Origin of the sequence: Gallibacterium trehalosifermentans (genome assembly GCF_042433055.1) — a bacterium.
Classification (GTDB): domain Bacteria; phylum Pseudomonadota; class Gammaproteobacteria; order Enterobacterales; family Pasteurellaceae; genus Gallibacterium; species Gallibacterium trehalosifermentans.
This window is the reverse complement of the sequence record NZ_JBHLWB010000009.1, coordinates 250,820-263,925: the sequence shown is the minus strand read 5'-3', so window position 1 is coordinate 263,925 and position 13,106 is coordinate 250,820. Positions and strand designations below refer to the sequence as shown.

12 protein-coding genes are annotated in these 13,106 nt (G+C 34.4%); 7 read left to right on the top strand and 5 right to left on the bottom strand.

What is annotated here, in order from left to right:
• Positions 1 to 87: 87 nt before the first annotated feature.
• Positions 88 to 756: a YtjB family periplasmic protein gene (locus tag ACFFHK_RS08965; protein ID WP_382371625.1), complete on the top strand. Its 669-nt coding sequence runs from the start codon at positions 88 to 90 to the stop codon at positions 754 to 756.
• Positions 757 to 857: 101 nt separating this feature from the next.
• Positions 858 to 1,787 carry a mechanosensitive ion channel family protein gene (locus tag ACFFHK_RS08960; protein ID WP_382371623.1) on the top strand — a complete coding sequence of 310 codons (930 nt, stop codon included), beginning with the start codon at positions 858 to 860 and terminating at the stop codon, positions 1,785 to 1,787.
• A 103-nt stretch (positions 1,788 to 1,890) separates the two neighbouring features.
• Here ACFFHK_RS08960 and ACFFHK_RS08955 read toward each other — a convergent pair whose 3' ends face one another.
• Genes ACFFHK_RS08955 through ACFFHK_RS08935 form a run of 5 tightly spaced genes read right to left on the bottom strand, consistent with a single transcriptional unit; the run spans position 1,891 to position 7,259 of the window.
• Entirely contained in the window at positions 1,891 to 2,652 is a 762-nt protein-coding gene (locus ACFFHK_RS08955) for an ATP-binding cassette domain-containing protein (protein ID WP_382371621.1), read from the bottom strand.
• A 5-nt stretch (positions 2,653 to 2,657) separates the two neighbouring features.
• The gene (locus tag ACFFHK_RS08950; protein WP_382371619.1) at positions 2,658 to 3,713 is read right to left on the bottom strand and encodes a peptide ABC transporter ATP-binding protein; all 1,056 of its coding nucleotides are present in this window, start codon (positions 3,711 to 3,713) and stop codon (positions 2,658 to 2,660) included.
• A gap of 12 nt (positions 3,714 to 3,725) precedes the next feature.
• Complete coding sequence (locus tag ACFFHK_RS08945) at positions 3,726 to 4,613, bottom strand: ABC transporter permease subunit (protein ID WP_382371617.1); 888 nt, start codon at positions 4,611 to 4,613, stop codon at positions 3,726 to 3,728.
• Complete coding sequence (locus ACFFHK_RS08940) at positions 4,606 to 5,565, bottom strand: ABC transporter permease (protein WP_382371615.1); 960 nt, start codon at positions 5,563 to 5,565, stop codon at positions 4,606 to 4,608. Before ACFFHK_RS08940 ends, ACFFHK_RS08945 begins: the two co-directional genes overlap by 8 nt.
• Positions 5,562 to 7,259: an ABC transporter substrate-binding protein gene (locus ACFFHK_RS08935; RefSeq protein ID WP_382371613.1), complete on the bottom strand. Its 1,698-nt coding sequence runs from the start codon at positions 7,257 to 7,259 to the stop codon at positions 5,562 to 5,564. Before ACFFHK_RS08935 ends, ACFFHK_RS08940 begins: the two co-directional genes overlap by 4 nt.
• 580 nt (positions 7,260 to 7,839) lie before the next feature.
• Between ACFFHK_RS08935 and ACFFHK_RS08930 the strand changes: the two genes are divergently transcribed.
• From ACFFHK_RS08930 to ACFFHK_RS08910, 5 genes are all read left to right on the top strand, one after another.
• Positions 7,840 to 8,430, top strand: coding sequence for a YagU family protein (locus tag ACFFHK_RS08930; protein WP_382371611.1), 591 nt, complete (start codon positions 7,840 to 7,842; stop codon positions 8,428 to 8,430).
• Positions 8,431 to 8,737: 307 nt separating this feature from the next.
• Positions 8,738 to 9,355 (top strand): DUF417 family protein, encoded by a 618-nt coding sequence (locus tag ACFFHK_RS08925; RefSeq protein WP_382371609.1) that lies wholly within the window; start codon positions 8,738 to 8,740, stop codon positions 9,353 to 9,355.
• Positions 9,356 to 9,484: 129 nt separating this feature from the next.
• Positions 9,485 to 10,390 carry a helix-turn-helix domain-containing protein gene (locus ACFFHK_RS08920; RefSeq protein ID WP_382371607.1) on the top strand — a complete coding sequence of 302 codons (906 nt, stop codon included), beginning with the start codon at positions 9,485 to 9,487 and terminating at the stop codon, positions 10,388 to 10,390.
• 218 nt (positions 10,391 to 10,608) lie between these two features.
• A complete protein-coding gene (locus ACFFHK_RS08915) occupies positions 10,609 to 12,018 on the top strand; it encodes a YcjX family GTP-binding protein (protein ID WP_382371605.1) in 1,410 nt (469 codons plus the stop codon).
• On the top strand, positions 12,018 to 13,085 hold the full coding sequence (locus ACFFHK_RS08910) for a YcjF family protein (protein ID WP_382371603.1): 1,068 nt from the start codon (positions 12,018 to 12,020) through the stop codon (positions 13,083 to 13,085). Before ACFFHK_RS08915 ends, ACFFHK_RS08910 begins: the two co-directional genes overlap by 1 nt.
• Positions 13,086 to 13,106: the final 21 nt, after the last annotated feature.

Genomic DNA, 13,106 nt, shown 5'->3' with positions numbered 1-13,106 from the left:
ACTAATTTTTAGGGTTAACTGGAAAAGTTTGTTACAATCCGCATTTAAACATAAATTGAATAGAATAGAAATAATAAAGGTAAGATCTTGTATAGCGTAAGAGAAAAGAGTATTCGAGTTCTTTTATTACTCAGTATTTTATTAATTAGTGGTATCACCTTAGTGGTGATTTTATTTGGAATCAACCAGTTTAAATTTGGCTCACAATTAGCAAGCATTAATCAAGTCTCCAATTTATCGCACGTATTAGTTCGTCAACAAGCAAATCTTTTTTCTACCTTATTAGCCAATAATGTTTCTAATGAAAAATTAACCGATCTATTAAATACTTTTAGCCGTGAAACCTTTGTTTTAGATGCCTCGGTTTATAGCATTAATGGTGAATTACTTGCCCAAAGCCAAAACTCATTAAATATTCGCCAGCAATTAGGTTTGGAGGGTAAAAATGATGAATTAAAAACCCAACAAATTGTCGAACCCATTTTTAATGCTAATAATATTATTGGCTTTTTACGAGTAACTTTTGATGGGCAATATGGACAAACGACGGAAAGTAATATTAATCAACAATTCCATTATCTTTATGCTGAAGTGATTGTTGTGTTATTGATTGGGTTCGTTATTGCTAGTAGCATACATACTGCCTTTCGCCGCAAAAAAGCAAAATTAGAACCGATAAAATTAACTCGTAAACCTACTGATAGCTTACAAAGAAGTAAACAATTTCATCAAAAAAGACGGCGGTTTAAAGGATAAATGAGACTTCGATTATTGTCTAAACAACCAATTTGGTAATTTGACCTTTTCTTCTACCTAATTATAATCATCGCCTTTCATTTTTACTTTTGGAGGAAAGTATGGCAGAAACAACAAAAACGCCTGAAGATACACTCAATAATGCACTTGATTTACAAAATGTTGATTGGCATGGCTTATTCAGCCAACAACAATTACTTGATTTTTTTAATCACTGGATTGTGCCTTATTCATTAAAACTGATCTTGGCGATTTTAATTTTCTTGATCGGGAAAAGATTGGCTCGCTTTATCAGTAAATTGTTAGCAACCATGATTAAGCGAACGGTAAAAGATGAAATGTTAAGTGAGTTTATTCGTTCTATTTCTTATTTTGCCTTACTGTTAATTGTTGTAATTGCTGCTTTATCTCAACTCGGCATCAATACCACTTCATTAGTCGCGTTAATTGGAGCTGCTGGGTTAGCGATTGGTTTATCATTACAAAACTCATTACAAAATTTTGCGGCCGGTGTGATGATTTTAATTTTTAAACCTTTTCGCAAAGGTGATTTTATTGAGGTAGCGAGTGGCGCTGGTACAGTTACACAAATTGGTTTGTTAATGTTGGAGTTGCGTACTGGTGATAATAAAACCGTGTTAGTGCCAAACAATCAAATTTTTAGCCAAAAAATTACTAACTTTTCTATCAATCAAACTCGCCGTATTGATTTCATTTTTGATATTTCTTATGAAGCCGATATTGCTAAAGCAAAAGAGATTATTGCGCGATGCCTCAATGAAGAAGAACGTATTTTAAAAGATCCTAAACCATTAATTGCAGTCGGTGCCTTAGCCGCAAGTAGCGTGCAATTATTTGTTCGTCCTTGGGTAAATACATCAGATTATTGGAGCGTTCATTTTGCCATTATGGAAAAAGTGAAATTAGAATTTGATAAAGCTGGAATTGAGATTCCATTTAATCAGTTAGATATTACATTGACGCAAAATTCTGCTACTTTGGTCGATAGTACGACTGAACAAAAAGTATAATTGTTCTCTCTTATAGGATCAGGTAGTAATATCTGATCCCTTTTTATCTACAACACTTTACTACATCTCTTTTTTCTCCAAATAAGAGTGCATTATTAAAATATTATTGTTGTAACAGGCGTTTTGTTTGTTCAGTCTGTGGATCAGCAATCACATCTAATGTATCACCATATTCCAAAATTTGCCCTTCATGTAATACCAATAATTGGTCAGAAATATGTTTAATAATGCCAATATTTTGTCCAATATAAATATAAGCAATCCCTAGCTGTTCTTGTAACTGTAATAACAGATTAATTAATTGCGCCTTGACTAACGAGTCTAATGAATTCAACGCATCATCAACAATAATAACTTCTGGCTCAAGAATTAAGGTTCGTGCTAATGCTATGCGTTGTTTTTGGCTAATTGTTAAATCCGCAAAGCGAATATTAGCGTGGATAGGAGATAAACCGACTAAGCGTAACGTCTGAAAAATTTTCTGATTACGCTCTTCTTCTGATAAAGGCGTGGCTAAACGTAATGGTAAGTCTAATGTTTGTCCTACATTTAAATGCGTATTAAATGTCGCATTGGGATCTTGAAATAACATACGAATATGTTTTGAACGAAAGGAATAATCACCAAATTTTAATCGGCGCTCTTGAAAAAAAATCTCCCCTTGTGTCGGCTCTGTGATCCCAACAATCATTTTTGCTAATGTAGATTTCCCCGAACTATTCTCTCCAATAATGGCTAATGTTTTACGTTGTTCAATCTGAAATGACACATCTTTTACTGCATCAAAAGCACGATTAAATAAAGCATTTCCACTGGCTGGGAAAGTTTTCGTTAAATTTTCGACGCGTAAAACCACTTTACTCATTATATCTACTCTTCTTTATCTATTTCATTGGATTGAATAATTATTGGTTCGACTTTCGTTACAGCCATTGAATTTACTCGCATATTCAATGGATAATAACAAGCATATTCATGTTGCTTTACTCGACGCATTGGCGGTTTGACAACACATTTACGCTGTGAAAATGGACAACGAGGCCCTAATCGACAACCAATAGGCAAATTGGTCAATAATGGCACCATTCCTGGCAATGCATTTAGTTGTGTTTTTGGTCCTAACGGCACATTATAGTCTGGATTTGAATTCATTAATGCTTTGGTATAAGGGTGATAAGGAGATTCCATAATCAATTCTTTCGGACCTGATTCTACTGATTGTCCACAATAGAGAATATTGAGGGTATTACACCATTCACTCACTGACACCAAATCACTACTTAAAAATAACACCGTTGTACCATGGTTCTGATTCATTGCTGACAACAAACGATAAATTTGCGTCTGTGTATTCGCACCTAACGTATTAATTGCTTCATCAGCAATCAATAAACGTGGTTGATTGGCGATTGCCATGGCAATCATCACTTTTTGCCCTTCTCCCTCCGTAATTTCATCAGGATAGCTCCGCATAATATCACGGTGATCGCGAATCCCGACTCGATGCAATAATTCAATCACCCGACGTTTTTTCCAACCAAACCAACGCCACCATTTGCCTTTAAATGTCCAACTCGGAATGTTCTGTTTTAACTGGGCACCAATCGTTTTACTCGGATCAAGATAAGTGAGTGGATCTTGATAAATCATGGAAATTTGCCGTCCGACTAAACGACGACGTTTTGCGGTAGAAAGCTTTAATAATTCCACATCATTAAAACGGAAACGATCAGCACTGATAATCCAATCCTCTTTGACGGCATTACAAATCACTTTGGCAATCAAACTTTTACCTGATCCCGATTCTCCCACCAAGCCATACATATCTTCTTCATTTAGCGTTAAATTCACATTATCTACAATGCGAACCTTGCCGTTTGCGGTTTTAATATCAATACATAAATTACGAATATCTAATAACGCCATAAGATCCTCTGATTATGAATGATATTTATGAAATGCGCGCAATAAGCTATTACTCAGCACAATGATAAGCAAAATAGATAACATAATTGCTGTCCCAGGTAATACCACTGCCCAAGGAGCGATATAGAGTAAATCTAACGCATCTCGAATCATTGCGCCCCATTCTGGCACTGTCGAGGCTGCTCCTAGTGAAATAAAACTTAATGCACTAACGTCCATAATCGCCAAAATAAAAATACGTGAAATTTCTCGTACAAAAACAGGAAAAATATTAGGCATAATAGTTTCTTTAACTAAAAGATATTTGGAAATCCCTTCCAGTCGCAACAATACTACATAATCTTTCTGTAACTCTTGTTGTACAGCATTATCAATTTGGTGAATAAAATGTGGTAACAATGCTAAAAAAATGGCTAGCATTGCATTTTGTAATCCACTATCCATTAATGCTGCAATGATAATAGCGACTAATAAGATAGGAATAGCAAGAAAAATATCTCCAAGGTATTTTAGTGTTCTGGATTTTATCCCTTGATTTACGCCAATTAATAAGCCTAAGCCGCCACCAATTAACAAAATGGCTAATACAATAATTAACGCAGATCCAAAAGTGTAATGCACACCCCATAAAATACGCGTAAATAGATCTCGTCCAATATCATCTGTGCCTAATAAAAACAGTAACTCTCCAGACTTATCCCAAAATGGCGGCATTAGCTCTTTCCCGATAAACTGCTGATCAGGAGAATATGGCGATAAGAAAGGAACTAAAATTGCCGTTACTACAAATACTGAAAAACAGAATAGACTAAATAACGCAATTTTATTCTGTCTAAAAATAGTCCAAATATCCTTGATAGTATTGGTAATACGAAAATCTTCTGCACGCTGCTCAATCATACCAAGCCTTTTTCTTATATGGATCTAATAAAAACTCGCTCAAATCTGCTATTAAATTCACAAATAACACGATAATACCAATCACCATTACACCGATTGCCACAGCATTATAATCTTGTTCAGATAAAGCAGCGATCAACCATTGCCCAATCCCAGACCAATTAAAAATATTTTCAATTAACATACAGGACGCTAATGTTAAGGTAAACGTACGGATAATTTGTGGCAGAATGGGAGCAAGTGTATTGCGTAACAAATAAACTCGTAATACTCGCATTTTTGACCAACCACGAATTAATGCGCTTTTCGTATAATTTGCAGAAATGACCAATTCTGCACGATATTGTGTTAAACGAATAATTTCCATCATTGGCGTGATCATTAATACTAATGTAGGTAGTGCCAAATGTTGTAATACACTTTGTACAATTTTAATACGATAAGGTTCTTCCACAAACCACACATCAATAATCGCAAAACCTGTTATCGCTTTGATTTCGTACAAAGCGTTGTACTGTCCTACGGAAGAAATTTCCCAATTATAGATTGCCGCTAAATATAATAAAATAGGTCCAATCCAATAAACAGGGATTGATAAACCTACTGACGAAACACTACGAATCACACTGCCAATCGTCCCTCGATTTAATGCACCAATAAATCCTAATGGAATACCAAATAATAAAGCCAAAAAGAGAGCTGCAATACAGAGTTCCAAAGTAGAGGGCAATACGCTGAAAATTTGCTCACGTAATAGCTCCCCACCGACATAGGTAATACCAAAATCCCCATTTAATAATTGCGTAATATAACGAAAATATCCATCAATTAGAGACTTTTCAAACAACACTTGATTTAATGGATCTTTAAGCATTATCCAAAAAGAAGTTACGCTCAATACCACTAATGAAATAAAAATTAATAATAGACGGCGCACTAAGGCAATAATCATTTTTGTACCCCATTTAATGATAATCCTCGAAAATGAATACTACCAAATGGCGTCATATTAATACCATTCACCCGATTATTCGCTACCAATACATTATTCACTGTTGCAATCGGAATAATTGGGACTTGGCGAATAATAAGTTGTTGTGCCATATCATAATCCAACGAACGTAATAACTGCACATCTGTTTGTAAGGCTTTCACTAATAAGGCATCTAAGGGCGGATGACACCAACTGCTTAAATTAGTAATTGTCTTTTGTGAGGGACAACTCAAAATTGGTCGCAAGAAACTATCTGGATCCAGATTATTTGTTACCCAACCTGTCAAAATCATATCGTAATTATCATTCCCCTCTAGCACACTTTTTTTTAAGAAATTATAAGATACGACTTTAATATTGGCTTTTACTCCCACTTTCGCCAAATCATACTTGATCATTTCAGCCATTTTTATTGGATTTGGATCATACACTTGTTCCTCATCAATTACCCAAAATGTCAATGTCAAATTCTTGTTCGCTAATAAAGTACGTGCTTTGTCTGGGTCATAATCATAATCAAACGCTGTAGCATTAAAACGAGATGCCCATGAAATTTGCGGAATAATTGTTTGTGCGACTTTTGCTGTACCATAATAAATATGTTGAATAATCCGACGGCGATTAATTGCCAGCGCCAATGCACGCCGAGTATCCACACTTTGCATTACTTGCCGCTTCATATTCAACGCTACAAAAGCTAAATTCATGCTATCAGCAACACTAATCCGCACACTTGGTAGGCGCTCATTTAATAATTTGAGCTGACTCGCATCAGGGAATGCCATAATATCACACTCACCATTTAAGAACCTTGCCAATCTGCCTGTTTTAGTGGTTGAAACATCAATCACTACATTTTTAATACTAGCTGGCTCTCCCCAATATTCATCATTACGCACCAAGCGGATATTACGATCACGAAAATAGCGCTTTAATTGATAAGGACCAGTTCCGATAGGCAATGTGTCTAATTGTGCTAAGTTATCGTCTGCATTTAATTGTAAGGCATATTCATAGGATAAAATAACCGCATTTGAACCCGATAAATGAGATAATACTGACGCATCTGGTGAAACTAAATGAATCTGAACTTGATAAGGATTCACTACCGTTACTGCTTCAATTTTATTACGTAAACGGATACTTTCAAAATAAGGAAAATGTTGATTTTTAGCTTTTTCATTAAATAAGGCATACTGCGAAATTTTATTACCTGTATTCGTTATCCCCTTTTCAACTGGAAAAATGCCATCATTTTTACCAATAATACGATTAAGTGAGAACACAACATCTTCCGCATTAAAATCTCGAGTTGGCGTAAACCATGCTGTTTTATGAAACTTAACGCCCCGACGAAGATTAATCGTAATCGTTTTCCCATCTTTTGAAACAAAATAAGATGTAGCTAATGACGGGACAACATGGTTATCCAATCCGCTCAATTCAAATAATTTATTATAAATTTGGTCAGCGACAATATTGTTATTATTCGCTGCATCAGCAGTCTGTGGATTTAAAGAAACTGATAAGGCATGTGTACAATACACTAACCCATTATCTAACACCTGTTTCGGTACACTTGGCGCAGCAACAGCCATCTCCACCGCACATATTCCAAATAACCCTGTCGCTATATATTTTGCAAACCCCATAATGAAACCAATTAATATTCAGTTTATTGACAGTATCTTATCAATTCCCTCTTACTCATTTTTTCTTCGATCTAACCTGAAGCTTCACCTAACACTTCGCTTATCCTCACTCCAAAATTTTAGACTAGCAAAAGCGATTTATGTTGCCCAGTTCAGAAAAGTTTGTTTTTGTCCCAAAAACTCATATTCATTCATACAAAGTATAAAAGAAATCTTTCGCTATTTTATAAAAAGCTACTCTTGAAATTAAGTTTATGAGTAAGCTAAGTGGATATCATTACTCGATCTCCACATATTGAAGCACATGATCTTAATCAATACGTAAAATAACAGCAAGTTTACTACTAAGCGGATAAGAGATCACTTACTCATTTTTGTTCATACAAACAGCACTCCTCTACCACTAAATCGTTTTAGCCTCGTTAAAAACAGGTTGTTTTTTATTCAATTAACGCATTCTGATTATTTTTTTATTGTATAAAAAAATAATTGTTCTATGATTGCGCGCATTGTCATTTCTTGTCTGAAATGATAATTCAGTTAAATTTATTTTAATAAAATATAACCTAAGGAACTTTTTATGAATTTATTTAAACAAACCGATCCAAGCCGTCGCCGTTATGGTGTTGCTGCTTTTGTTGGTATTTTTGCTGGCTTACTCTCTGCATTTGTAAAATGGGGAGCAGAACACCCATTTCCACCACGTAGCCCATTAGATCTCTTTACTGCTGCGTGTCAAGATCCATCTCAAGCATTAGAAGTTTGTTCTCGTGCTTTCTTAAATCCACCACACGTTTTCTTAAGAGATTATTTAGGTATCGATCCAACTGCTGCAGCATTTACTTTCGCTGATCATGTATTTAACTGGATTGGTGTTACTCACATCATTTTCTCATTAGTATTTGCAATTACTTACTGTATTGTTGCCGAGCGTTTCCCAAAAGTAAAACTATGGCAAGGGGTATTAGCGGGGATTATTTGTAATATCGGTGTTCACTATATTACTTTCCCACTTTTAGGTTTAACCCCTCCTGTAGCAGAATGGCCGTTCTATGAACACGTTTCTGAACTAGTAGGACATATTTTCTGGTTCTGGACAATCGAGTTAGTACGTCGTGATTTACGTAATCGTATTACTCACGAACCAGATGCAGATGTTCCACTAAACTAAAATACGTTTACTGTCTATTCTAAATATGCTTTGAAATTCATTTCAAAGCATATTTTTTTATAATATTTCTATCTTAAATTGATTATACAATTTGCATTTTTAACCACTATTTCCTCACTTAAAGAAACATCTTTCTCATCTAAAATATATTAAACTAAAAATAAATTGATATAGCTCAAACTTCGCAAGTAATGAGAAAAAATAATGAAAAAATGAGACGATTTATCTACTTAATATTTATTCATTTTTCTAGAATACAAATTGTTAGGAAAATGTCCTAATATCTTAATTAATAATGAGGTTTATAATGCAAGCATTAATTGAATTTACGGCTAAAATTGTTGCACCTATGCAACGCCAATTTATCAATTTTATACGTATTGCTATCTGTATCGTAATGGTATGGATCGGTGGATTAAAAGTATGTCAATATGAAGCAGATGGAATTGCTCATTTTGTATCAAATAGTCCATTTATGAGTTTTTTATATACTAATGGTTCAAATATTGTACAAAATGAAAAAGGAGAGCTTGTCAAAGAATATACCCTTTATAAAAATCCAGAGGGAAAAATGGTTGCTAAAAATATTGAATGGCATAAAAAAAATGGAACCTATACCGCATCTTTAATTATTGGTGCAATGATTGTAACCATTGGCTTACTAACATTATCTGGAATTTGGAGTCCAACATTTGGTATGATTGGTGGGTTACTAACCTTTGGAATGTCAATAGTTACCCTTTCATTCTTAATTACAACGCCCGAAACTTGGGTACCTAATTTAGGAGGCGATTTACCAACACCAAATTATGGTTTCCCTTATCTTTCTGCAGCTGGACGATTAATCGTTAAAGATATTATTATGATGGCTGGTGGTTTAACTGCCGCTGCAGAATGTGCCAATAGATTGTTAGCAAAAAAATAGTAATTACATTTGATAACTTTTCCTGATGGTGTAAACCAAAAATTTACACCATCAAATAATTAAAATTATTCTAAAATATTATTATTATTAATATTCATTCAATGATAAAAATTAATTTATAACAGAAATATGGATATCCTAGATACACTTTTATCATTTGCACAATTATCAGGTAATATTAGTATGCAATGCCATTTTCAACAAGAATGGTATGTTCCTCACCAAGATGAGCAATCACAAGGAATTGTACATATTGTTACCCAAGGAAAAAGCTATTTAAAACTAGAGAATAATGAAAAAACAATACTTATTAATGAAGGCGATGTAATATTTTTTCCTCGTGCAAAAAAACATATCTTAAGTAATAATATTCATTTTAGCTATCCAAATAACACCTCTATTCAAAATAAAAATAATATTATTTCATTTAATAAAAATCATTCACAAAAAATTATATTCTCATTACTTTGCGTAAAGTTTAATTATAATAAATATTCAGATTTATTTAACAACTTACCAGAAACCATTATATTAAACTTAAAGGAACCATCTCTAAAACATATTATTTCCATCTTACAAGAAGAAATACAAAAGTCAAAATATGGTTCTATCAGCATAATAAATTCTTTATCAGAAGTTTTACTTATTCTATTAGTTAGAACTTACCTTGCACAAGAAAACACAAAACTTACTGGTGTACTCAATGGGTTACAAGATAAACGTTTATACAAAGTAATAAATAATATTATTCAACAACCAGAAAAAAAGTGGAATGTTACACAACTTAGCGAGGCTGCCAACCTTTCAAAATCGCAGCTTATCCGTTTGTTTAATCAACAAATAGGGTTTAGCCCTCATACTTTTATTACCCATATTCGTTTACAAAAAGCAGCAAAATTACTACATTCAAGCCAAGAGAATATTTTATCTATTGCATTAAATTGCGGGTTTCAATCAGAAACTAACTTTGGTAAAGCTTTTAAAAAATATTTTGGAATAACTGCTAGCCAGTATCGCAAAAATAGAAACATATAGATTCATATGAGATGACCTCATTTTAATTGTAACACCTTGCTCATTTCTCCGTTGTATATACGCAATAAGAAATGGTTGCTAAAATGACAATAAAAATTTTACTGTTAAATTCTTTCAATTATTATTTGAATTTTCTATATATAATCTTCATATTAGTCATTCTACTTATGTCTTCACCCAAATAAGTTACACTATAAAAAAACTTAGAATAAAGAATTATGCTAAAAACCTTACAAAATGAAATAGATAGCCTAATTGAACGAGGATTAGATCAGACCCTACGTCTTGCGGTAACAGGATTAAGTCAAAGCGGTAAAACGACTTTTATTACAGGTTTAATCAATCAATTATTATCACTTAATACAGCTGATAAACCACAGCTACCACTATTTAATGCTGCACGTAACCAACAAATTCTTGGGGTCAAACGGCTTACGCAAAAAGACTGGACATTACCTCGTTTTGCATATGAGGAGAATTTGCTTACATTAGAAAAAACACCACCAGAATGGCCGCAATCTACTCGTGGTTTAAGTGAAACACGTTTAGAAATTCATTATCAACATCGGCAAAGTTTCTTGCGTCATATTAAGGAGCAAGGCGTACTTTATTTAGATATTTTTGATTACCCAGGGGAATGGTTATTAGATTTACCATTGTTATCACAAAGTTATCAACAATGGTCATTAGCCATGCAGCAATTACAGCAAGGTGAACGCAAAGCACTTGCCATAAATTGGCTACAACAAGTCAAAAAACTGGATTTACACGCCGTCGCAGATGAGCATATCTTGGCACAACTTGCTAAAGCATACACAGATTATTTACATCAATGCAAAACACAAGGTTTCTATTTTATTCAACCTGGACGATTTATCCTACCAGGTGAGGCTGAGGGGTCGATTGCACTACAGTTTTTCCCTTTGCCTCATCTTTCTGCTGAACAATGGCAAGCATTAGAAAAATCGGCAACTAAACAAAGTTATTTTCATGTATTACAACAACGCTATGATTTTTACCGTAACCACATTGTGAAGCAGTTTTATCAACAACACTTCTCTCGTTTCGATCGGCAAATTATTTTAGCTGACTGCTTAACTGCGCTAAATCATAGTCGAGCTGCATTTATTGATATGCAGTTCGCCTTACGAGCATTATTCCAAAGTTTTCATTATGGGCAGCGTAATTTTTTTAACCGCTTATTTTCACCAAAAATTGATAAATTACTCTTTGCTGCGACTAAAGCAGATCATATTACCACTGAACAAATTCCTAATTTAATTAGTCTATTAAGGCAATTAGTCCAAGCAGACGGCGAACATCTACACTTTTCGCATATTGATATTGATTTTACTGCCTTAGCTGCTATTCGAGCGACCCAACAAGTCATTGTCGAAGAAAACGGACAACAGTTTAAAGCCTTGCAAGGCATTCGCAGTCAAGATCAAAAACACATTACCCTTTTCCCAGGCAGTGTGCCACAACGTTTGCCAACGGCTGATTTTTGGCAAACTCATCGCTTTGAATTTGATCAATTTGCGCCACAGCAAGCAATCAATGGTGAACCACTACCTCATCTACGCCTTGATGCGGTATTAGAATATTTATTAGGAGATAAATTAAGATAATGCAACAGAAAAAATTTTTTCATTCAGAAAATGAAAAGCAAAACGATTGCGAAACATTACAAAATAAGCGTGAGTTCCATTCACAAACAGTGGTCGTAGATGAGCAGGCTTATTACACTGATTCTATAGGAGAAAATGATTTGCACGCTACCTTACAGAGTCCTCTTTCTTGGTGGCAAAGAGGCTTTATTGGTATAACACTTTTCTTTTTCGTTGCAGTCGTTGCTCAAGCTATCCAATGGCTAATTGATGCTTGGTTGCAACATCAATGGATCAATTTTGCCTTTGCGTTAGTATTTAGTGGTATTGTTGCCTTAGGTTTAACGACAATCGTCAATGAATTTCGTCATTTACGCCAATTAAAGCGTCTTGAACAATTACAACAACGTAATAAAAGTATTCAACTTGCCTCACCAACACAAGAATTATCTGCAAAAACAGGAAGTAAGCTCACCCAGCAACTGATTGAATATATGCGTATTTCTCCACGTGATCCGCAGTATCAACAATGGCAACATTATGCCAATCAAGGTTATTCAGCTGCAGAGTTATTACAACTGTTTAGTCAAGAATTTCTCTCCCCACTTGATCAACAAGCAAAAAAACTGATTAACAAACAAGCGATTGAAGCGACAATGCTTGTCGCAATTAGTCCATTAGCTTTAGTGGATATGGCTTTTATCGCATGGCGTCATTTACGTTTAATTAATCAACTCGCTAAGCTATATGGCATGAAACTCGGCTATTTCAGTCGGATTAGTCTGATTAAAATGGTGTTATTTAATATTGCTTTTGCAGGGGCAACCGAGGTTATTCGTGAAATAGGTATGGATTGGCTATCACAAGATATTACAGCAAAACTATCCGCAAGGGTGGCTCAGGGAATTGGTGTTGGATTGCTTACTGCACGCTTAGGCTTGAAAACCTTAGAACTTTGTCGCCCCGTTCCTTTTACAGTACAAGAACGTCCAAAACTCCATACAATTCATAAATTACTATTGGAAGAAGTGAAAAGCATAGTGAAAGACAACTTATTTCGTAATAAACAAAATGAATTTGAGAAATAATTGTTGAGATAAATAGTCGAC

What these genes read in the sequence shown, in the direction of transcription:
- ACFFHK_RS08955 (WP_382371621.1), bottom strand. Translation starts at nt 2,652, where the DNA reads ATGAGTAAAGTGGTTTTACGCGTCGAAAATTTAACGAAAACTTTCCCA.
- ACFFHK_RS08935 (WP_382371613.1), bottom strand. Translation starts at nt 7,259, where the DNA reads ATGGGGTTTGCAAAATATATAGCGACAGGGTTATTTGGAATATGTGCG.
- ACFFHK_RS08940 (WP_382371615.1), bottom strand. Translation starts at nt 5,565, where the DNA reads ATGATTATTGCCTTAGTGCGCCGTCTATTATTAATTTTTATTTCATTA.
- ACFFHK_RS08915 (WP_382371605.1), top strand. Translation starts at nt 10,609, where the DNA reads ATGCTAAAAACCTTACAAAATGAAATAGATAGCCTAATTGAACGAGGA.
- ACFFHK_RS08945 (WP_382371617.1), bottom strand. Translation starts at nt 4,613, where the DNA reads ATGATTGAGCAGCGTGCAGAAGATTTTCGTATTACCAATACTATCAAG.
- ACFFHK_RS08925 (WP_382371609.1), top strand. Translation starts at nt 8,738, where the DNA reads ATGCAAGCATTAATTGAATTTACGGCTAAAATTGTTGCACCTATGCAA.
- ACFFHK_RS08930 (WP_382371611.1), top strand. Translation starts at nt 7,840, where the DNA reads ATGAATTTATTTAAACAAACCGATCCAAGCCGTCGCCGTTATGGTGTT.
- ACFFHK_RS08950 (WP_382371619.1), bottom strand. Translation starts at nt 3,713, where the DNA reads ATGGCGTTATTAGATATTCGTAATTTATGTATTGATATTAAAACCGCA.
- ACFFHK_RS08960 (WP_382371623.1), top strand. Translation starts at nt 858, where the DNA reads ATGGCAGAAACAACAAAAACGCCTGAAGATACACTCAATAATGCACTT.
- ACFFHK_RS08910 (WP_382371603.1), top strand. Translation starts at nt 12,018, where the DNA reads ATGCAACAGAAAAAATTTTTTCATTCAGAAAATGAAAAGCAAAACGAT.
- ACFFHK_RS08920 (WP_382371607.1), top strand. Translation starts at nt 9,485, where the DNA reads ATGGATATCCTAGATACACTTTTATCATTTGCACAATTATCAGGTAAT.